We start from the raw sequence: 18681 nt of genomic DNA, 5'->3' as shown, positions 1-18681 counted from the left end.
TGTCAACCCTGCAAGATATTTTATGATTTGGAAAAGGCCAATGTGTGTAGGCGGTTCAATATTGCTGGCCAACCGGTAATAACCGGCAGCGTACAATCAGAAAGCCGTGGGATTACGAAGAGGCATTTGGATGTGTAAACCGACCTGCCATAAACACTGCAACCGAACGCGGGTACAGAAGAGCGTCACAGACGCACCTGATTTGTAAATTCTGTACCCTGTTCCGACAAAACCTTTGATCGCTCACGCGATCTGTGAAGCCGCGTCAGAACGGAAAAGGATTGCCATACCGGAGACGAACAATGGCTATCAGAAAATACGCAGTGCCTTGTCGCCGATGCGTTTCATATCGAGGGTCAGGATGGTAACGTTCTTCATGTGTTTCTTGGCCAGCTCCGCCGCGTGCTCCACTTCGGCGTTCGATGCTGGGCGCCAGGGACATTCCGGCACCGGAAAATAAGCGTCGATACGGAACGGAATGTTCGGGTCGATGGATGCGACGAACTGGGCTACCTTTTCGATCTCATCCGCTTCAATCAACTCCGGAATATAGACTACTTCCGCATGAAGGTTCTTTCCCGATTTTGCAATTTCTGCGAAGTTCTTGAGGGCGGATTTATTGGACCGGCCGGTATATTCCCGGTAGATATCCTCGGAAAAGGCCTTGATACTGAAAATTACCTGGTCGATATCGGCGAGGTCGGGCATGACCATGCCGTTAGTCAAAAGGATGTTGTAGGAATGCCATTTTTCATGAAGTTCTTTGGCAAGTTTGGGCAATTCCGGATCGAGCGCAGCTTCGGTACCCATGAAAACAGCATATTTGATCTCAAGAGGCTTCAATAATCCGATGACTTCGTCGTAAGCCAGGAATTTATCCGGAGGCGTCTGGCGCTCACGGGTTATGATTTCAGCAATGGCGTCGTCGTACAGGCTGAAATCGTAAAGCTCCCAATTGGTATAACACGCTTTGCAATCAAGCGTACACTTGGTCCATATATGGATGTCCACTGAACCATAGGACGGCTCATAAGCGATGTGATAAACCTTCAACGTTTAATGACTCCTCTCGACATGTCGCAACCTAATAACCGGCGACCAAGTATACACTCAAGACGGATAAACGGTAAAGTTACCACCTATTGTGGTTAATTATCGTCAAGCTAAATTACTGCTTTCATTGGTTCCCCCGACAACATGATATAATCGTAAGGCAACGATGGAAAACGTAAATCTGCTGGTGGCTCTGGGAGCCGGTTTGGTTTCCTTTCTATCTCCCTGCATTTTGGCAATGGTGCCGGTGTATCTTTCGGCACTGGCCGGGCCTGAATTTCTCGATCCTGGCAAGGTTCAAACTCTAAATCGCCCGGTTTTCTTCTTCCACGCACTCGCCTTCGTGCTCGGATTCAGCTTGATCTTTACCGCTCTCGGCGCGATTGCCGGCCTGACCGGCAGTTTCATCAGTTCCGACTCGGCAGTCGTGCGCTACGTGACCGGATCGATACTGGTTCTATTCGGCGCATATATGCTGGCGGCGGCGCGTTTCCCCGGGCTGAATTTCGAAAAAAGGATCAACGTACGGGTCGGGAGGGGAGGCTACCTGCGCTCTTTCATGACCGGCGCCGTTTTCACCTTCGCCTGGACACCCTGCGTCAGCCCTATCCTGGGCAGCATCCTCACCATGGCAGTTACCGGTGATACCATGTGGCAAAGCAGTGGGCTCTTGCTGGTCTATTCCCTTGGCCTGGGGATTCCTTTCCTGGCTATCGGCCTGGCCATGGGTTCCGCGCTGCCCCTTCTCCGCCGGATGAGCCGTTACACCATCTGGTTTTACATTATCGGCGGTGTCGCTCTGGTGACGGTGGGGTTCTTGATTCTAATGGGTAAACTCAACGTATTGGCGGTATAATTAAAAAAAAGGTACGATCATGTTCAAACGAAGCGTTTTTACGGCACTAGTAGTGATAGTCCTCGTTCTGGCCGGTTGCGCCACAGAACCAAAGGGCACCGCACCCGGCTTTACTCTTCAAAGCCTTAATGGCGAGACTGTGTCCCTGAACCAGTTCCAGGGTCAGGCGGTGGTAATCAATTTCTGGCAGTTGAGTTGCCCGCCATGTATCGAGGAATTACCGCACTTCCAGGCAGTCCATAATTCGGCCAATGAGACCATCATCCTTACCATCGCCATCAGGAACTCCGCCGCAGACCTGGACACTTTCATGTCTCAGAATGGCTATACTTTCCCGGTCCTGCTAGACGTGAACGCTGACGTGGCCGCTAGCTACGGCCTCCGCTTTACCCCTACCACCTTTCTCATTGATAAGGAAGGGGAAATCATCGATCTTCAAGTTGGCGCCTTCGCCAGTCAGGCGGAACTGGAAAGGGCTTTAAGCAAACTCGATTAGCCGCATGGTGTATAATTAGATGTAGTCCAACGCGACCGGCCGCCTCCGCCGGGGACGTCAGCAGCGACGATTACAAAAACAATCGAGGTAAAAATTATGACCGAAGATATTCTCAGTGAAGCCAGCAACATCGCCCAGTGCCGGGAATGCCCTTGGTACAAATCCTGCGCCATGCCGATGCGGTTTTCCACCGAAGACGTCCGCCGCCAGATGGAGTCACAACAACAAAGCGGAATCATCAACATACCGGATGACGCCATGATGCAGGGCATGCTGGCCAATATGGCTCAGGCGGTGCAAAACTCCATGGTAGAGGCCTGCCCCGTGCTGATCCAGCGGCTGAGATCTTCCCCCAAACTGGCGGAACGCATCAAGCGCATCATGCAGAACTGGTCCGACGAGAACGCCTGATATCTGTCTTTATCGGTTGAATGCCGCCGGGGGCGTGGGAGACGAAATCCTTCTTAATCTCCCTTTACGAAAGGGAGAGACGCGAATTGGTGCCGGGCGGGGGTATTGTCGTAAAGGCGACGATCGGGCGGGCGAGGCATGCCTCGCCCCTACAAGTTGACGAACGGGGAGGACACGGCGTGCCGTGCCCTTACTACTTGGGAAGAATTTCAGGTCTTGAAGTAATTCGCTTCGATGTAGTCGGAGGCTTCCTGTACCGCTTTTTGCGCCGCGGTGGATAAACCGCCGGTGACCATCTCCGGTATTGGTTCCGGCTGGGCGGCCAGGATGGTCACCGTCACTCCGGCGTTATCCCGTAGTTCTTTCAGCAGGTTCAAGCTCGGGGCAAGGTGCAGCGAGAAGTCATGACTTTTTATGGCGGGCACCTCATCGATCATCACCTTGAAGATCTCCCCCGGTTCCCGTCCGCAGTCCAGAGCGTCCACGATGACCACTTCCCGCGGGCGCTCGGTGGCCAGGATGAGATCGAATAGTATCTCCCGTACCCCGGTACCCACATCGAGCACTGCCGCAAAAGACGGCACCCGGCCGCGGCGTTCCAGTTCGTCCGCCACGGCCGGGCCAAATCCATCGTCACCGAAGAGCGGATTACCCACTCCCAATATCAGGAGGTCCCTGCGGTAGTAATCCGGCATGTATTCCATTAGTGGTTGGACAGTGTCTCGATAAGTTTTCCGTCAGCGCCGACGATATCCAGTTTGCAGCCCAGCTGACCGTTCAGGTCGTGACTGGCGCAGGACAAACAGGGATCGTACGCGCGGATGGTCATCTCTACCATGTTCAGGATGCCCTGATCGTACTTGCCGTCCTTGATCAGCAGCTTGGCGGCCTGTTTGACCGACATGTTGATCGGGGCGTTATTCTGGCAAGTAGCCACGATCAGATTGGCCGCGGTCACCAGACCGTTCTCATCCGTGGTGTAATCATGGATGAGGGTGCCGCGGGGGGCTTCGGTGCAGCCCACGCCCCTGGCGGCCCGGGGAGTTACCGGCACCCGGGTCTTGGTGCTGGTGATTTCAGGATCGTTGAGTAGTTCGAGCGTCTTCTCGGCATTATAGAGAATTTCTATCAGGCGCGCCCAATGGTACAGCAGCGTTGCCTGCGCCGGGCGGCCGAAGGCGGCGCGGAACTCTTCCAATTCAGCCTGGGCCAGCGGAGTGCTCAGTTTATCAGCCACGTTCATGCGGGCCAGGGTGTTTACGCGGTAGATACCGGTCGGATTTTCGGGATCCATGGAGAACTCGCCCCATTTCTTGTTATAGGGGAATTTGACGTAGGTCCACGATTCGATGTGCTCCGAGATGTAGTCAAGGTAGTCTTTGGCTTCAAAGTCTTCGTATTTGCCTTCCGCGTCCATCATGCGCAGTTTGCCGTCGTAGAGATCCATGGTCCCGTCGTCTTTAACCGTACCCAGGAAGCCGGTCTTGATGACGCCTACCGTTTTGACAGCTTCGATGTAAGCCGGGAAGATGTTCTTCTTGGCGTAGTCGATGGAGAATTTAGCCAGTTCGAAGGCTTCCTGCGCCATGGGAATGAGCTTCTTGCGCTCTTCTTCCATCAGGGGTTTGGAGAAGCCGCCGGGGACCGCCGCCGCAGGGTGAATGGACTTGCCGGCAATGATCTCCAGCATATGAGCGCACATGTGGCGTACCTTTACCACGTTACGGGCGACATCCGGCAATTTCTGGGCGATACCGAATACATTCCTGACCGCGTAATCGGCATCGGGGCCCATCACGAAGTCGCCGCCGCCCAGGAAGTAGAAGTGAAGGATGTGCTCTTCCATGTAGGCGATACTGTTGCACAACTCACGAAGTTTCCGTCCGGCCGGGGGTGGGGTGACGCCGAAGACAGCGTCGCAGGCTTTGGCGGATGCCAGGTGGTGAGACCAGGGGCAGACGCCGCAGATGCGGGTGGTGATGCGGGGCATTTCCTCTACCGGACGCCCGATGCAGAAGCGCTCGAAGCCGCGAAGTTCCAGGATATTTACCTGGGCGTCATCCACATTACCGTTGTCGTCCAGCTTAATGGTTATCTTGGCCCCGCCTTCGATACGGGAAACCGGTTGAATAACGATTTCTTTCATACTATTTCTTTCCTTTTACCATTATTTGCGGGCCGGCATGGGGCGCAGACGCCCGGCGCCGATAAAGCGATTGAACGTGGCCATGCGATCTTCGATCTGTTTCGGATCCAGACCCACCGATGACAGGGCGCCCATCATGTCCACCATGGGGTTGGCGCCGGCGCGGATGGGGCCGTAGCAGCCGCGGCAGGGCATGTAGGCCTTAATGCAGCGCGGGGTCTTCTCAGATCCACCACAGCCGGTGCGGGTGGCCGGACCCAGGCAGAGGATGCCCTGCTCATTCATGCAACGCATGTTGTCGTAACGGCCGGGAGTGAATTCCGCGGCCTGAAGCGGCCGGCGGATGTCGACCTGGGCTTTTTTCTCCCTGACAGTGGGGCAGTCGTCACAAACGCTGCGTTCCGGCAGGCTAAATGTTTTACCTTCAAGCAGAGCGACCAGGGCGCTGGCGATCCATTCCGGGGTAGGCGGGCAACCCGGGATGGAGACATCCACCTTGATAACTTCGTTGACCGAATACACCCGGTCAGTTAGAGCCGGTAGATTCTGGGTGGGGGTCTCACCGAACTCGGTGCTGGAGCCGCTCCGATAGTTGGTATCGAAGATCTCGGCATTGGTATACATGTTACCCATCGCCGGGATGCCGCCGAAGTTGGCGCACGAACCGAGCGAGATGATAATCTTACATTTCCGGCGCATTTCCTCAGCCAGTTCTTTGTTTTCCTGGGTGCGGATACTGCCGGTGATGATGCCGACATCGGCATCCGGGATTTCCATTTTCGTCTTTTCACCGGTCTGTCCAAAGAGTTTATGATCCATTAAAACCGGAATATGAACGAACTCCAGGCTGGGCAAGAGATCAAGGAGCGGCTCTCCGATGTCCAAAATGGACACTTCGCAGCCGCCGCATACAGCAAACCATTCCTCAGCGACACGTACCATGCTCAGATCCTCCTTGTTTTTTGTTGCTAACTGCCAGATACATAAGCCGGTTAACTAGAAGGCCGGCGAAGCGGTTGTTAAGGGACACTGACGACCACCCGGCGAGTGAACAGGTAGTATTTACCTTCTTCAGCAAGTTCGCCCACTTCAAAGCCATCGGCTTTATACGTTTGCGCTTGCTCCCGGGCGGCACTCTCGTTATCGTAGGCCCTGCCGTCCCACATGAATTTCTTTCCTTCGAACAGGCGGCTGAGTTCCATGTTCCTCCTTACATCCGGTACGGGCTTGGGCCTAACGCCTTCAGTTGGGCCACCATATCGGTAACCACCTGGGCGAAACGGGCGCCCTCAGAGGCCGAAACCCATTCCAGGCGGTACCGTTCTTCTTCCAGCCCGAAGTCCTGCAACATCAATTTAATGGCTTCCGCCCGCGACTCCGCCTTGAGATTGCCTTCACGGTAATGACAGTCACCGGGATGGCAGCCGCACATCAGCACGCCGTCGGCGCCCTTGGTGAGGGCATCGATCACCAGATTGGGGTGAACCATGCCGGAGCACATCACCCGGATGATCCGAACGTTGGGCGGATACTGGATGCGCGAAACCCCGGCCAGATCCGCCGCCGCGTAGGAACACCAGTTGCAAGCGAAACAGATGATCAGCGGTTGGTATCCGGTATCGGCGGGGGCATCAGCGGCGCCGGTTGACGTCATCGTACTCATAATTTATCGTTCCTTTATGCCGGTGTCAGAATTGTCGCCACCATATCCGACAATTCATCCAGGTAGAAGTTTTTTACCATGATGCCTTTCTTGGGGCAGGTAGCCATGCAGACACCGCAGCCGTGGCATTTGGCCGGATCAGGTTCAACCGTTTTCTTCAAGGCGCCTTTGGAGGCGTACTCTATGAGTTTTATCGCGTCATAAGGACAGGGATCGACGCAATAAGCGCAACCGTCGCAATTTTCATCAAGCACTTCCGAAACGCAGGCTTCAAGTTGGATAGTATTCCTGGAAAGAATGGCAGCGGCTTTGGCGGCTGCAGCGCCGGCCTGCGCGATAGATTCATCGGCCAGTTTCGGGCTATGAGCCAGTCCAGCCAGAAAAACGCCTTCAACCGGGGATTCCACCGGCCTGAGTTTGATATGCGCCTCCATCAGAAAGCCGTCCTCGGAGTGCGGCAACTTCATGAGCTTGGCCAGTCCCTGTTCGGCGTCGGGCACGACTCCGGCGGACAGTACCAGCAGATCAGCAGGAATGCTTAGTTTAGCCTTCAATACCGGATCGACGACCGATACCTTGAGTTTACCGCCGTCTGCGGTCACCACCGGCTTTTGATCAGCATCATACCGCAGGAAACGCACCCCCAGTTTACGGGCACGGCTGTATTCAGCCTCATGGAGGCTGTAAGCCCTGATGTCCCGGTAGAGGATAAACACCTCCGTCTCCGGCTGACGTGCCTTGAGCTTGATGGCATTCTTGATCGCCTGAACGCAGCATAAACGGCTGCAATAAGGATGGGCATCGTCCCGGGAACCGACACACTGGATCATCACCACGGTCCGGGCGTCGATTTTTTCGACCGCCAGTTTCTCTTCCAGTTCCAGCTGGGTAACGACCCTGTCGTTTTGTCCGTACAGGTACTCGACCGGCTGATGCTCGGAGGCGCCGGTGGCTACGATAACCGCGCCGGCTTTGACCTGCCGTTTTTCTCCGGCGGTCTCAAAATCCACCACGAAATTGCCAGCCGATCCTTCGAAGGCCGTCACCGCCGCGTTATATTGCAATTCGATATTCGGATGGAGCTTGATCCGTTCGACCAACTCCCTGAGCTTGGCCTGTGGTTCCTCACTGGGCTCGCCGAACTTCACTCTCTTTAAGTTACCGCCCAGCTCATCGGATTTTTCCAGCAGCCAGGTTTTGTAACCGGCATCGGCCAGACCTAGCGCCGCTGTCATGCCGGCCAACCCACCGCCGATGACCAATCCGTCATTGGACACAGGTACATTACCCGGGTAGAGCGGTTTCAGGTGGGAAACCTTAACGGCTGCCAGCCGGATTATGTCTTTTGCCTTGGCGGTGGCTTCGACCGGCTGGTTCATGTGCACCCAGGAGCACTGGTTGCGGATATTGGCTATCTCCATGAGGTAGGGATTGAGTCCCACCTCACGCATGGTGTCCTGGAAAAGGCCCTCATGGGTGCGGGGGGTGCAGGCGGCGATGATCACCCGGTTCAGTTCATGCTCGATGATGGCCTGCTTGATCTTCTCTCCGGCATCGGTGGCGCAGGCAAAGAGGGTATCGGTGACGTAGGCCACGTCAGGGATAGTCCCGGCATAATCGACGACTTCAGGTATGTTGACCACCGAGGAGATGTTCTTACCGCAGTGACAGACGAAAACGCCGATGCGTAGCGAGGCGTCAACCGAAGATCTCTCCTCGGGATAAGTTCGCTCGGTCAGCAGTTCGCCTCTCTTTTCAGCTAATAGCGCCAGCACCCGTGAAGCCGCCGCTCCGGCCTGGATCACCGTATCCGGAATATCCTTGGGTCCGGTGAACGCTCCGACGGCATAGATGCCCTCTTTGGAGGTACCAACCGGATCCAAACCGTCGGTCAGGCAAAAGCCGTCGGAGGTCAACCTGACATCGAATACATCAGCCAGTGCCTGACCCGCTTTGGCCGGCCTGAGGCCGCAGGACAGCATCACCAGTTCAAAGTTCTCTTCCTGCAAACGGCCCTGTTTGTCCTGGTAGCGGATAAGGACTTCGTTATTAGACGGTATCTGTTTGAGCGACGATGGCTGGCAGCGGACGTAGCGCACCCCGGCTTTTTTGGCGCGTTCATAATAGGATTCAAAACCCTTGCCGTAAGCGCGAAGATCGATGTAGAAGATGGCGACGTCTATCTCCGGGTGGTGCTCCTTGAGGATAAGTGCCTCTTTGGTAGCATACATGCAGCATACAGCGGAACAGAAATCAGCAGATGTCTCGCGGGAACCGACACACTGGATGAAGGCCACCTTGTGCGGCAACTGTTTGTTGGAAGGGCGCATCACCTGCCCGGCAAAGGGTCCGGAGGCCGAAAGCATGCGCTCGAACTGGAGACTGGTAAGCACATCCGGATAGCGCCCGTAGCCCAGTTGGGGCTTTTCTGCGGCATCGAAGAGATCGTAACCCGGGGCCAGCACCACGGCGCCGACATTGAGTTCAAGTTCTTCATCCTGCTGATCCAGGAGGATCGCCCCGGCCTCGCAGAACTTTTCACAGGCGCGGCAGCCCTTGCCCTTTTTAAAGTAGATACAGCTGTCCTTGTTGATGGCGGGCACGTTAGGCACCCCCTGGGCGTAGAGGGTATAGATAGCCTTACGCTTGGACAGACCGTGGTCAAATTCGTTGGCCGTTTTGGCCGGGCATTTTTCGATACAGACATTGCACCCGGTGCACTTGGATTCATCGACAAACCGGGCTTTTTTAAGGACTTTCACCCGGTAATTGCCGGCCTCGCCCTGGTAACTCAACACATGAGCGTTGGTGATGAGCTCGATATTGAGGTGCCGATCGATACTTACCAGCCGGGGCGATACCGTACACATGGCGCAATCGTTGGTGGGGAAGGTCTTGTCCAGCTGGACCATCTTGCCACCGATAGCCGGCGCCTCATCCAACAGATAAACCTTGATGCCGGCCTCGGCCAGATCAAGCGCCGTCTGCATGCCGCCGACACCGCCGCCGATCACCAGCGCGGATCCGATTTTGGTCTTATCCACCATGCTAGGTCGTCCTCGCCAGAACTTTTTCAGATTCGACAAAATGCTTGCCCAGCATCAGGTCCTTTTCCGGCACCCCGAGAGCCAGGGCAATGAGTTCTGTAAAATAATAAACCGGCATATCGTAGACTTTGCCCTGTTTGGCCAGATCTTCCTGCCGGATATCGAGGTTCAATTGACAGAAGGTGCAGGGTACCGCCACCGCCACGGCGCCGACCGCCATCGCGTCGTCCAGAATCTTGGATGTCAGTTTCATCACGGCGTCAGGCCGGGTTATGGCAAGGGAACCGCCGCAGCATTCCACCTTGTGGGACCAGTCCAAGGTCTGGATGCCCACGGCGTTAAGTATCCTGTCCATGGTCACCGGGTATTCCGGGTTATCCTTGAACCCGGTTTCCTTATGAGGACGCACGAGCAGGCAGCCGTAGTAGCTGACCACTTTCAGATGGGACAGATCGCGTTTAACCAGGCTTTTCAGCCGGGCAAGGTTCTCCTCCGAGGCGAGAATCTCCAGCGGGTGCAGCACCGACACCGGGCGTTCAAATTTATGCTCGATAATCGCCTCTATCTCATGCTCGAGGCGCAGATCACCCTTTTCTTCAGACTGGGCGATTTTAAAGCGGTTATAACAGGCGGTGCACGGGACCATGACTTCTTTGAGGCCCATCTTGTCGATCTCGGCGAGATTCTTTAGCGGCAGGATATCCGCCAGCAGCACCGAAGCGTTGTGCGCCAGCGTCGAGCCGCAGCATATCCAGTTTTTGGGTTCCTCGAGTTCAATGTCCAAAGCCTTGAAAACGTGCTGTAAAGAGTTGTTGTATTCTTTGCCGGTGGAGCGAAGGGAGCAGCTGTTGTAATAAGCGTACTTCATGACCCGGCCATCTCCTGCTCTTTTTTTGCCACTTTTTTGAACAGTTTTTTCATCTCGCCGGAATTCTGGAAGTGGGGAACCAAATCAAGCTTACCCTTTTGGAGCATGCGAACACCCATGCCCATATCCCGGCCAAGAGTGCCGGTCTTGAGGCTCAACATGCCGGCCACGCCGGCTTCATACATCATGCCGAAGCGTTTGATATTGGAAAGGCCGGTCTTGTAGAACTCAGCTATCGCCGGTTCCCTGGGCGTGATACCCTCGCGGATGGCGATATTGGCCAGCGCATCCATGATCTTGAGCAGACCCGTCTCCTGAGGACAACGGCCGGTACAGGTACCGCAAGCCACGCAAAGCCAGTAGGTGTTGGTGTTGAGGACGACATCCTTGAGACCCAGCCGGACGGCGTGGATCACCTGTGTTGGGGTCATATCCATGAATTCGGCCAGGGGACAGCCGCTGGTACACTTGCTGCATTGGAAACACATATTGGCGTCCACACCATGCATCGCCTTGATGTTGGACGCAAATTCACTGATATGTCCCGGGGTCAGGTAGTACTCCGGAATGGCCGTAACTTCAGTCATGACTACACGCCTCAGTGTTCAGTCTTAGGCCTAGAACGACCCATCGTAGCTCAGACCTAGTACCCTTGTCAACCGAAAATCCGGGGTATTGAACGTAAATCCGTATCTCAAACAACTTGGATTGGCAGTACTATATCTTAAGTACCATACGTCAGTATATTAACCCAAGACGGGTATTTTGTCAATTGATAATGCGGTTTATAGGTGATTATTCCAGACTTTTTACCATGTAACCGGATTCAGCCGTAAAACCCAGTTCCCGGTAATACGCCCGAGCCCCGACCCCAGACAGCACGGCGATCATCGAAGCCCCGTATTCCTCCCGCGCGATGCGTTCAGCCTCCCCTACCAGTCCCCGACCGAAACCCCGGTGCTGGGCGCTGTTATCGTCCCGCTCCCCCAGTTCCATTTCCGGGCCATATACGTGCAGCTCGCGGATCAACGCGGCCGGACCGGCCGCTGAGGTGAGTTCCAGCGGCAAGAAATCCTGTATCCTCAAGCGGAGCATGCCGAATAACGTACCATTTTCATCTTCATAAGACAGGAATATCTCCCGCCCGCCCGCGGTCTCGTAATCCAGGCGCCGTAACGACGGTGAGCCGATCACTGCTTTCTGCCGCATGCGGTGCCCGTACTCCCGGCAGCGGATACAGCGGCAAGCCGCCCCATCCCGCTCCAGGCGCTCCCGCACATCGTCACGCATCGAGTTTTTAAGGCCACCGGTGATGTACTCGACCGGGATATCACGCAATACCCGGGAGATGCGCACGTACGGCGGAACCAGTTTCTTCATCGAAGCGATGAGAGCGGTCATCACCTCGTCAGGGTAAGGCGTATAACGCCCAGTGCGGTGCCAGTCTTCCAGCACTGTGCCTTCAACGACCATCGTCGGGTATATCTTCAATCCATCCGGGCGGTAAGCCGGATCATCGAACAACTGACGGGTCAACTCGAGGTCACGCTCCGGCGTCGCCCCCGGCAGGCCGGGCATCCAGTGGTAATGCACCTTCAGCCCGGCATTCCGCAACCGGGCGGTAGCGGCAACGACAGCGGAAGCATCATGACCTCTTTTGACCAGGCGGTAGATATCGTCGTCGAGGGTCTGGACTCCCATCTCCACCCGGGTCGCGCCCCAGCCGACCATACGGGCGACATCATCATCATCACAGACATCCGGTCTGGTCTCGATGCACAGCCCTACCGCCCGGTGCTCCGCAGTTTCATTGGTACGCTGCGCATCAGTAAGCGTTTCACTTTCCGTCCCGTTCAGCGCATCGAAACAGGCCTTGATGAAGCCGTTCTGGTAATCCAGCGGCGTGGACAGGAAGGTGCCGCCCATGACGATGAGTTCTATCTTATCCGTCGGGTGTCCCATGTCCTTAAGAATGCGCAAGCGCAACTTGACCTGCTCCCCGGCGTCATAACCCCGGGTGGCTGCCCGCAGCACCGCCGGAGAATGCGGCGTATAGCTCCGGGGTGTATCGTTGAAATCCGGGCAGTAGACGCACTCACCGGGGCACGGGGCGGGGCGGCTCATCACCGCCACCGGTGTGACACCGGAGATTGTCCGGGTAAGCTTTTTCATCTATACTCCAATTGGAAAAATACGAAGCACTAAATCCTAAATTCGAAACAAATTCTAATGTTGAAAATCCGAAAACTATTTCATTTACTCGGGCACTAATAGTATAACCTATAAGTCTGATTCAGGAAAACCTTTATGTCAATTACTTCGCCGCCAGATTTTGACCGCATCGCCGCCGGGTGGTACGGATTCCGGCACCATACCATCTTCAAAACCGAGCTCACAGAGATGGCTGGGCGCTGGGGTGGCGGCCGGTTGCTAAACGCCGGCTGCGGTCACGGCGCTGATTTCCTGCCGTTCACGGACGGTTACGAACTATACGGCATCGACATCTCATCCGAAATGCTCAAGTATGCCGATAAATACGCCCGGAAACACCGCTTCGAGGCCAAACTTATCCAAGCCGATATGCGCGCCCTGCCCTTTCCGGATGGCTTTTTCGATTACGCCATCGCCGTGGCCAGCCTGCATCATATCAAAGGCAGAGATGACCAGCTCAAAGCGCTCGCCGAGATCAAACGTGTCCTCAAACCTGGCGGTGAGGCCTTCATCACCGTCTGGAACGCCACCCAGCCCCGCTTCTGGTTTAAACGCCGCGACACCCTCATCCCGTGGAAACAGGGCGGCGAGATCATCCGCCGTTTCTATCACCTTTTCACTTACGGCGAGATCGAGAAACTGGCCCGGACGGCCGGGTTCACTATCCTCTCCTCCCGTCCCGAAGCCCGCTACCGCCGGCCGTTCAAGTGGTTCTCGCGCAACATCTGTCTGCTGCTCAAGAAAGAACTTTAATTTGTCCGGGGCAGCCTAAACTGGTAACATTATATGGTAACCAACCTACCATCGGGCAAAGGAGTACTTTTGCTATGCTGGTCAATATCACCTGTCCCAAATGCAACACCGCCGGCGGTTTCTCCATCAGCGACGACCGCTACATCGGTCCGTACCGGTGCTGGAAATGCCGCGCCGCCATGAAGATCCACCTGGAGAAGAACCAGCTCGAAAGCTGTGAACTGATGACCGAGGAAGAGTTCACCCGGTTCGAGCAGGAGAATGAGATCCGGCGCCGCGCCCGCGGCGGCCGCTAGATCACCGGCGACGGCCATGGAAAATTTCCGCGGTGAAGCCCACCTGCCCGGCGCCGATCATACCAGTATGATCACGCTGGAGATCGATTGGCTTAATCGCGAGATCAACTTAAGCCTCTCCCAGCCAGAGGGCGGCTTCGCCGAATGGCCTGGACTCATGGTGCAGACCATTGGGGTAGAAGAAGCCGTCTTCCGCACCCGCGGCATCCCGCCCCGCTTCACCCACTGGTGGCACGTGGCCCGCTCAGGAACAGACGATCTCTGGGGACTCATCATCGCCGCGCCGGACGTCCACGGGGACTGGCGGACCTGTCCCATAATCCTGAAAAAGGTCATCGAGGAGACTTAACCATGCCGGTAGTTATCGTGGAAATGCAGGAAGGGCGCACCATCGCCCAGAAGAAACAACTCACCGAGGGCATCACCGCCGAATTCGAGAAGATAGGCACCGCGCCGGAGAAGGTGACCATCATCTTCCGGGACGTGCCCAAGCATAACTGGGCTTCCGGCGGCAAACTGGCCGCCGAAACCCGCGTCCGGCCTCTTTAGCTTTCCAGTGAGAGCGCCTTCCGTGCCTCGATGACCCTTGAACAGCATTCCGGCGAGGCGGCATCGTCGAGGGTCATGATGAGGGCATCCTCGCGATTGTCGGTGTAATAAGCCCGCCGCACCCCTTTGCCGATGAAGCCGTGCTTGAGGTACATCCGCTGGGCTTCGTAATTGGAAACGCGGACTTCCAGGGTGACCGTTTCCGACTCCCGTTTGACCGCTTCCTCTATAAGTGCCAGCAACAGCAACTGCCCCAACCCCCGGCAGCGGCATTCCCGTTTCACCGCCAGGCTGATGATGTGGGATTCCCCGGCCATGATCCAGAAACCGGCGAAGCCGATTATCTTATCGTGGTGATTGTCGTGACCCGGCGCCAGCCAATCCCTGACCCGCCGCGCCAACCCGACGCTTTCGGGTTCGGGCGATTCGTCCGGGGATGGGGTCGGATTCTCGACGACCACGATGTAGTACGCCAGCCGGTTCTCCAGCTCCCGCTGGTAGTTCATCGGCGGCCACATGGTGGGAAATGCTTCCCGGTCGATGGCCGTTACCTGGACGATATCTTCGCGGCACATCGGCCGCACCGTGTAAGGCATAATCACCCTCGTGTTCGCCATTGTAACACAGGAACGCCGCACGGGGAATACCTTTTCTTCAGCTCCGGCTTTCCCCGCGTTCTGGAACGCCGAAGCGCTCGTATTCGCTGAAAAGGCAGCCGCAGTACTGCTGGCGATAGAGCTCCAGGGGCTTGGTGATACGGCGGGAGTCCGAGTAGCGCTTGCGCAGGTCGGCGTACTCGAACCGGACGCCCGACGATTCCCCGGCGGCCCGGGCAGCCTCGACGATCCGGTCGTGTTTCTGCATCGGGCTGATGAGCAGGCTGGATGTGAAGGCGTCGAAGCCGTTGGCGGCAGCCCAGACGGCCGTCGCGTCGAGCCGCAATCGGTAGCAATCCGGGCAGCGTTCGGCCTCATGTCCGGCGACAGCTCGGAAATACTTCTCAAGATCGTACGCCGGCGCGACGATAAAGGGGATACCCTCCCCCTCCGCGAACGCCTCCAGGGCCTCCCGTCGCCGCTCGTGCTCCGTGAAGGGGTGGATGTTGGGGTTGTACCAGTAGGCGGTGACGTCGTGGCCCTGGTCCCGCCAGTATTGGAGAGTATAGGCGGAACAGTGGACGCAGCAGCAGTGAATGAGGAGACGGTTGGTCATCAGTTTTCAGTTCCGCACCCCACGGTTTTATCAACTCGCTATCCTAGAGCAGGGAGGCTTGGGGCGCGTCGTCCTCGGTCAGGCGGGAGCGGGGGACTTTCAAGCCGAGGTGTTCATAGGCCCGGCGGGTGGCGACGCGGCCGCGGGGGGTGCGTTCCAGGTAACCGAGCTGCATCAGGTAGGGCTCGTAGATGTCCATGATGGTGTCCGAGTCCTCGGAGATGGCGGCGGCGAGGGTTTCCAGGCCGACCGGGCCGCCAGAGAACTTCTCGATGATAGCCTTCAAAAGCAGGTGGTCGATATTGTCGAGGCCGACGGCGTCCACTTCCAGGCGACCCAAAGCGGTAAGTGCGATGTCACAGTCTATAATTCCTGTGCCCCTGACCTGGGCGTAGTCCCGCACTCGTTTGAGCAACCGGTTGGCCACGCGCGGGGTACCCCGGGCGCGGCAGGCGATCTCCCGGAGCCCGGCGGCGTCGGCTTGGACGCCAAGAATGGCCGCGGAACGGCGTAGGATGTTCTCGATGTCCCCGTCGGTATAGTAGTCCAGCCGGTAAACAGCGCCGAAGCGGTCGCGTAGCGGCGAAGATAGCATGGCGTAGCGGGTCGTCGCGCCGATGAGGGTGAAGGGCGGCAGCTTCAGTCGCAGGCTCTTGGCGCCGGGGCCTTTGCCGATGACGATATCCAGGGCAAAATCTTCCATGGCCGGGTAGAGGATCTCCTCCACGGTGCGGCCGAGGCGGTGGATCTCATCGATGAAGAGCACGTCGTGGGGCTGTAATCCGGTGAGGATAGCCGCCAGGTCTCCGGCGCGCTCGATGGCCGGGCCGGCGGTAATACGGATGTTGACTCCCATGCCGTGGGCGATGATATAGGCCAGTGTAGTCTTCCCCAGGCCGGGCGGACCGTAGAGAAGCACATGGTCCAGCGCCTCCTTGCGGGCGCTGGCGGCCAGCATGGTCACCCCAAGATTGTCTTTCAGCTTTTCCTGGCCGATGAAATCGTCGAGGGACCTGGGGCGGAGGTTGACGTCCAGCTTGGAGTCATCAGATTCCGGTTTGCTTGATATGATGCGCTCGGTCATGGTTGAGGGAATTATAGCATAATGGGGCGGGGCTGGGGGGGATTGCAGTTTCCGACGTCAATAAATTGGACCGAATTGTCGATTGCCGTATAATTAACGAACTTGCTCGATTGACAAGGTTTGTCTCTTTTCGATCAAATTTCCACGGAGGTTCAAGTGAGATCCGAAGCCAATAGCGTCGAAGATTACCTTTCAGAACTGCCGGAAGAATGCAGGGCGGCTATCGAGAAGGTCCGCGATGTAATCCTGAAGAATCTCCCAGAGGGCTTTGAAGAAGTGATGAACTGGGGAATGATTACCTACCAGGTTCCGCTGACGATTTATCCTAACACCTATAACAAAAAACCGCTTATGTACGCCGGTCTCAGTTCTCAGAAAAACCATATGGCAGTCTATCTCAACTCTGTATACCTGGATGAACAGTCACAACGCGAATTTGAAGCGCAATACAAGGCAACGGGAAAAAGATACGATATGGGTAAATCATGCGTACGATTCAAGAAACTCGATGATCTTCCGTTGCCCTTGATCGGAGAGGCAATCGCCGCCTACAGCGTTGAGGACTTTGTGACAAAGGTTAAAAACATCAGGCGTTCAGCCACCGGCTCCTGAGCTGCCCGCACCCCGCCTCGATATCCGCCCCCCGCGACACCCGCAGCATGGTCCTAATACCTCCGGTTATCAACCGTTTCTGAAAAGCCAGCGCCGTTTCCCTCGACGACGGTTGGAAACTCTCTGCGCAGGTTGGATTGCCGACGATTAGATTGATGGAGCAGTCCAATCCTTCCAGCAGGTGCAGAAGTTCATCGACCTGATCTAAAGAATCGTTCACGCCGTCGAACAGGGCGTATTCGATGAAAACCTTCCGGCCGGTCGTGGCGGCGTATTCCCGGCAGGCCGGGATCAGCACGGACAAGGGGTATTTCCGGTTGACTGGCACCAGGCGGTCGCGGAGTTTATCGGTGGCAGCGTGGAGGGAGACGGCAAGCTGGAACTGCAAACCTTCTCCGGCAAGCCGGATTATCTGAGGTGCCAAGCCTGCCGTCGAAACCGTCACCTGGTGGAAGCCCAGCCCCATGCCCTGCTGCCAGTTGAGGATGGCGACGGCTTTCACCACGTTATCGTAATTGGTCAGCGGTTCGCCCATACCCATGAAGACGACGTGGGTTACCCAATTGCGGGATTTGCCGGTTTCTCTCTCGGGATCATCAGCGCCGAAACGCTGCGCGAAGTATATCACCTGCCCGACGATCTCACCCGGAGAAAGGTTGCGCTCGAAACCCTGCCGTCCGGTAGCGCAATACGGACAGCCGAGGGCACAACCGACCTGGGTGGAGACACAGACGGTGCGCCGCGCACGGCCGGTGCCGGGATTGCGGAAAAACATCAGGGTGGATTCTATGGTCTTGCCGTCTTCCAGGCGGAAAAGGACCTTGCGGGTTTGACCATCGGCGGAGATAATCTCATCGATGGGTTCGAGAGCACCCAAAACGGTCTGTTCCGAGAGTTTGCTCCTGAGAGCAGGTGGCAGTTCGGTCATCTCTTCAAAAGAGCAGGCAGCCTCACGATAGAGGTATCTGCCAAGCAGACCGACGGCGGACTTCGGTACGCCAAGGGCTTCGACGAAATCGGTCAATTCTGTGGGCGACAGGTCCAGGAGGCGGACGGGGAGATTTATCGATGACATGGCGGATGTATCGAGAAAAATTGATGCGAAGAAACCATCCGGAAAAGGCTAGACGCCGAGGTTATTCTCGGAATACCCTTCCTTGACCGCTCTTTTCATCACCTCACCGACGCGTTTGCTGGCCTTCTCCGCCATCTCGTCTATCTCCTCGCGGGTTTCCTCGAAAGCTTCAACACCCTGATCCCAGACGTGCGAGACTTTGTCCATTACCAGTTGGCGGGTTCTCTTGCCGCGGTATGGGGCGAAGAGCAGCGCCAGCGCGATGCCTAAAGCCGAACCGACCAGAAATCCTGCGCCTAATCCGCCGCCGACGTTACCTTTATCGCTCATGTTATGCCCCTTCCGTCAG

The 18681-nt window shown here is 56.5% G+C and carries 23 protein-coding genes; 8 read left to right on the top strand and 15 right to left on the bottom strand.

The features are described from left to right. Positions 1 to 309 precede the first annotated feature (309 nt). The gene (locus tag ABFB09_RS02325) at positions 310 to 1053 is read right to left on the bottom strand and encodes a radical SAM protein (protein ID WP_346999595.1); all 744 of its coding nucleotides are present in this window, start codon (positions 1051 to 1053) and stop codon (positions 310 to 312) included. Between the two features lie 166 nt (positions 1054 to 1219). Between ABFB09_RS02325 and ABFB09_RS02320 the strand changes: the two genes are divergently transcribed. The 3 genes from ABFB09_RS02320 to ABFB09_RS02310 all read left to right on the top strand — a co-directional run bounded on the left by ABFB09_RS02320 (position 1220) and on the right by ABFB09_RS02310 (position 2816). Then, positions 1220 to 1909, top strand: a complete 690-nt coding sequence (locus tag ABFB09_RS02320) for a cytochrome c biogenesis protein CcdA (RefSeq protein WP_346999594.1) — start codon at positions 1220 to 1222, stop codon at positions 1907 to 1909. A gap of 19 nt (positions 1910 to 1928) precedes the next feature. Then, positions 1929 to 2405 (top strand): TlpA disulfide reductase family protein, encoded by a 477-nt coding sequence (locus ABFB09_RS02315; protein ID WP_346999593.1) that lies wholly within the window; start codon positions 1929 to 1931, stop codon positions 2403 to 2405. A gap of 96 nt (positions 2406 to 2501) precedes the next feature. After that, on the top strand, positions 2502 to 2816 hold the full coding sequence (locus ABFB09_RS02310) for a hypothetical protein (RefSeq protein WP_346999592.1): 315 nt from the start codon (positions 2502 to 2504) through the stop codon (positions 2814 to 2816). A 209-nt stretch (positions 2817 to 3025) separates the two neighbouring features. On the opposite strand, the gene ABFB09_RS02305 is transcribed toward ABFB09_RS02310, so the two are convergent. The 9 genes from ABFB09_RS02305 to ABFB09_RS02265 form a co-directional block, all read right to left on the bottom strand. Then, positions 3026 to 3511: a hydrogenase maturation protease gene (locus ABFB09_RS02305; protein WP_346999591.1), complete on the bottom strand. Its 486-nt coding sequence runs from the start codon at positions 3509 to 3511 to the stop codon at positions 3026 to 3028. 8 nt (positions 3512 to 3519) lie between these two features. Then, positions 3520 to 4962 (bottom strand): Ni/Fe hydrogenase subunit alpha, encoded by a 1443-nt coding sequence (locus ABFB09_RS02300; protein WP_346999590.1) that lies wholly within the window; start codon positions 4960 to 4962, stop codon positions 3520 to 3522. A 21-nt stretch (positions 4963 to 4983) separates the two neighbouring features. Further along, a complete protein-coding gene (locus tag ABFB09_RS02295) occupies positions 4984 to 5904 on the bottom strand; it encodes a methyl viologen-reducing hydrogenase (RefSeq protein ID WP_346999588.1) in 921 nt (306 codons plus the stop codon). 77 nt (positions 5905 to 5981) lie between these two features. Further along, positions 5982 to 6164, bottom strand: a complete 183-nt coding sequence (locus ABFB09_RS02290) for a hypothetical protein (protein WP_346999587.1) — start codon at positions 6162 to 6164, stop codon at positions 5982 to 5984. An 8-nt stretch (positions 6165 to 6172) separates the two neighbouring features. Continuing rightward, entirely contained in the window at positions 6173 to 6616 is a 444-nt protein-coding gene (locus tag ABFB09_RS02285) for a hydrogenase iron-sulfur subunit (RefSeq protein ID WP_346999683.1), read from the bottom strand. 23 nt (positions 6617 to 6639) lie between these two features. Then, the gene (locus ABFB09_RS02280) at positions 6640 to 9672 is read right to left on the bottom strand and encodes an FAD-dependent oxidoreductase (protein ID WP_346999586.1); all 3033 of its coding nucleotides are present in this window, start codon (positions 9670 to 9672) and stop codon (positions 6640 to 6642) included. A gap of 1 nt (position 9673) precedes the next feature. Then, positions 9674 to 10540, bottom strand: a complete 867-nt coding sequence (locus tag ABFB09_RS02275; RefSeq protein WP_346999584.1) for a CoB--CoM heterodisulfide reductase iron-sulfur subunit B family protein — start codon at positions 10538 to 10540, stop codon at positions 9674 to 9676. Then, a complete protein-coding gene (locus ABFB09_RS02270) occupies positions 10537 to 11127 on the bottom strand; it encodes a 4Fe-4S dicluster domain-containing protein (protein ID WP_346999582.1) in 591 nt (196 codons plus the stop codon). Before ABFB09_RS02270 ends, ABFB09_RS02275 begins: the two co-directional genes overlap by 4 nt. 208 nt (positions 11128 to 11335) lie before the next feature. Continuing rightward, entirely contained in the window at positions 11336 to 12712 is a 1377-nt protein-coding gene (locus ABFB09_RS02265) for a tRNA uridine(34) 5-carboxymethylaminomethyl modification radical SAM/GNAT enzyme Elp3 (RefSeq protein ID WP_346999581.1), read from the bottom strand. Between the two features lie 135 nt (positions 12713 to 12847). Here ABFB09_RS02265 and ABFB09_RS02260 point away from each other — a divergent pair, with 135 nt between their 5' ends. The 4 genes from ABFB09_RS02260 (at position 12848) to ABFB09_RS02245 (ending at position 14349) form a co-directional block, all read left to right on the top strand. Next, positions 12848 to 13504 (top strand): class I SAM-dependent methyltransferase, encoded by a 657-nt coding sequence (locus ABFB09_RS02260; protein WP_346999579.1) that lies wholly within the window; start codon positions 12848 to 12850, stop codon positions 13502 to 13504. 74 nt (positions 13505 to 13578) lie between these two features. Then, positions 13579 to 13800 (top strand): hypothetical protein, encoded by a 222-nt coding sequence (locus ABFB09_RS02255; protein WP_346999577.1) that lies wholly within the window; start codon positions 13579 to 13581, stop codon positions 13798 to 13800. After that, the gene (locus ABFB09_RS02250) at positions 13766 to 14149 is read left to right on the top strand and encodes a hypothetical protein (RefSeq protein ID WP_346999576.1); all 384 of its coding nucleotides are present in this window, start codon (positions 13766 to 13768) and stop codon (positions 14147 to 14149) included. The genes ABFB09_RS02255 and ABFB09_RS02250 overlap by 35 nt, the downstream gene beginning before the upstream one ends. 2 nt (positions 14150 to 14151) lie before the next feature. Beyond that, complete coding sequence (locus tag ABFB09_RS02245) at positions 14152 to 14349, top strand: tautomerase family protein (RefSeq protein WP_346999575.1); 198 nt, start codon at positions 14152 to 14154, stop codon at positions 14347 to 14349. Here the strand turns inward: ABFB09_RS02245 and rimI are convergent. From rimI to ruvB, 3 genes are read right to left on the bottom strand one after another with little or no spacing between them, the layout of a single operon-like run. Continuing rightward, positions 14346 to 14945 (bottom strand): ribosomal protein S18-alanine N-acetyltransferase, encoded by a 600-nt coding sequence (gene rimI / locus ABFB09_RS02240; RefSeq protein WP_346999574.1) that lies wholly within the window; start codon positions 14943 to 14945, stop codon positions 14346 to 14348. The two genes, ABFB09_RS02245 and rimI, sit on opposite strands and share 4 nt — an antisense overlap. Before the next feature lie 58 nt (positions 14946 to 15003). Continuing rightward, a complete protein-coding gene (locus ABFB09_RS02235) occupies positions 15004 to 15561 on the bottom strand; it encodes an epoxyqueuosine reductase QueH (RefSeq protein ID WP_346999573.1) in 558 nt (185 codons plus the stop codon). A 43-nt stretch (positions 15562 to 15604) separates the two neighbouring features. Further along, positions 15605 to 16645: a Holliday junction branch migration DNA helicase RuvB gene (gene ruvB, locus ABFB09_RS02230; protein ID WP_346999571.1), complete on the bottom strand. Its 1041-nt coding sequence runs from the start codon at positions 16643 to 16645 to the stop codon at positions 15605 to 15607. A gap of 156 nt (positions 16646 to 16801) precedes the next feature. On the opposite strand from ruvB, the gene ABFB09_RS02225 reads away from it, so the two are divergent. Further along, positions 16802 to 17257 carry a DUF1801 domain-containing protein gene (locus tag ABFB09_RS02225; RefSeq protein WP_346999570.1) on the top strand — a complete coding sequence of 152 codons (456 nt, stop codon included), beginning with the start codon at positions 16802 to 16804 and terminating at the stop codon, positions 17255 to 17257. On the opposite strand, the gene rlmN is transcribed toward ABFB09_RS02225, so the two are convergent. Further along, positions 17232 to 18332, bottom strand: coding sequence for a 23S rRNA (adenine(2503)-C(2))-methyltransferase RlmN (gene rlmN, locus ABFB09_RS02220; protein ID WP_346999569.1), 1101 nt, complete (start codon positions 18330 to 18332; stop codon positions 17232 to 17234). The genes ABFB09_RS02225 and rlmN overlap by 26 nt on opposite strands. Before the next feature lie 48 nt (positions 18333 to 18380). Continuing rightward, a complete protein-coding gene (locus ABFB09_RS02215; protein ID WP_346999567.1) occupies positions 18381 to 18662 on the bottom strand; it encodes a YtxH domain-containing protein in 282 nt (93 codons plus the stop codon). Between the last annotated feature and the right edge of the window lie 19 nt (positions 18663 to 18681).

Origin of the sequence: Dehalogenimonas sp. THU2, assembly GCF_039749495.1 — a bacterium.
In the GTDB taxonomy this organism is placed as follows: Bacteria; Chloroflexota; Dehalococcoidia; order Dehalococcoidales; family Dehalococcoidaceae; genus Dehalogenimonas.
The sequence above is the reverse complement of the archived record's forward strand: the minus strand, read 5'-3'. Positions and strand labels throughout refer to the sequence as shown.

Excerpts from the sequence above, each read along its gene's own strand:
- ABFB09_RS02260 (WP_346999579.1), top strand. The coding sequence starts at position 12,848 with ATGTCAATTACTTCGCCGCCAGATTTTGACCGCATCGCCGCCGGGTGG.
- ABFB09_RS02270 (WP_346999582.1), bottom strand. The coding sequence starts at position 11,127 with ATGACTGAAGTTACGGCCATTCCGGAGTACTACCTGACCCCGGGACAT.
- ABFB09_RS02295 (WP_346999588.1), bottom strand. The coding sequence starts at position 5,904 with ATGGTACGTGTCGCTGAGGAATGGTTTGCTGTATGCGGCGGCTGCGAA.
- rimI (WP_346999574.1), bottom strand. The coding sequence starts at position 14,945 with ATGCCTTACACGGTGCGGCCGATGTGCCGCGAAGATATCGTCCAGGTA.
- ABFB09_RS02235 (WP_346999573.1), bottom strand. The coding sequence starts at position 15,561 with ATGACCAACCGTCTCCTCATTCACTGCTGCTGCGTCCACTGTTCCGCC.
- ABFB09_RS02300 (WP_346999590.1), bottom strand. The coding sequence starts at position 4,962 with ATGAAAGAAATCGTTATTCAACCGGTTTCCCGTATCGAAGGCGGGGCC.
- ABFB09_RS02215 (WP_346999567.1), bottom strand. The coding sequence starts at position 18,662 with ATGAGCGATAAAGGTAACGTCGGCGGCGGATTAGGCGCAGGATTTCTG.
- ABFB09_RS02285 (WP_346999683.1), bottom strand. The coding sequence starts at position 6,616 with ATGACGTCAACCGGCGCCGCTGATGCCCCCGCCGATACCGGATACCAA.
- ABFB09_RS02310 (WP_346999592.1), top strand. The coding sequence starts at position 2,502 with ATGACCGAAGATATTCTCAGTGAAGCCAGCAACATCGCCCAGTGCCGG.
- ABFB09_RS02280 (WP_346999586.1), bottom strand. The coding sequence starts at position 9,672 with ATGGTGGATAAGACCAAAATCGGATCCGCGCTGGTGATCGGCGGCGGT.
- ABFB09_RS02305 (WP_346999591.1), bottom strand. The coding sequence starts at position 3,511 with ATGCCGGATTACTACCGCAGGGACCTCCTGATATTGGGAGTGGGTAAT.
- ABFB09_RS02320 (WP_346999594.1), top strand. The coding sequence starts at position 1,220 with ATGGAAAACGTAAATCTGCTGGTGGCTCTGGGAGCCGGTTTGGTTTCC.
- ABFB09_RS02315 (WP_346999593.1), top strand. The coding sequence starts at position 1,929 with ATGTTCAAACGAAGCGTTTTTACGGCACTAGTAGTGATAGTCCTCGTT.
- ABFB09_RS02250 (WP_346999576.1), top strand. The coding sequence starts at position 13,766 with ATGAGATCCGGCGCCGCGCCCGCGGCGGCCGCTAGATCACCGGCGACG.
- ruvB (WP_346999571.1), bottom strand. The coding sequence starts at position 16,645 with ATGACCGAGCGCATCATATCAAGCAAACCGGAATCTGATGACTCCAAG.
- ABFB09_RS02255 (WP_346999577.1), top strand. The coding sequence starts at position 13,579 with ATGCTGGTCAATATCACCTGTCCCAAATGCAACACCGCCGGCGGTTTC.
- rlmN (WP_346999569.1), bottom strand. The coding sequence starts at position 18,332 with ATGTCATCGATAAATCTCCCCGTCCGCCTCCTGGACCTGTCGCCCACA.
- ABFB09_RS02290 (WP_346999587.1), bottom strand. The coding sequence starts at position 6,164 with ATGGAACTCAGCCGCCTGTTCGAAGGAAAGAAATTCATGTGGGACGGC.
- ABFB09_RS02275 (WP_346999584.1), bottom strand. The coding sequence starts at position 10,540 with ATGAAGTACGCTTATTACAACAGCTGCTCCCTTCGCTCCACCGGCAAA.
- ABFB09_RS02245 (WP_346999575.1), top strand. The coding sequence starts at position 14,152 with ATGCCGGTAGTTATCGTGGAAATGCAGGAAGGGCGCACCATCGCCCAG.
- ABFB09_RS02265 (WP_346999581.1), bottom strand. The coding sequence starts at position 12,712 with ATGAAAAAGCTTACCCGGACAATCTCCGGTGTCACACCGGTGGCGGTG.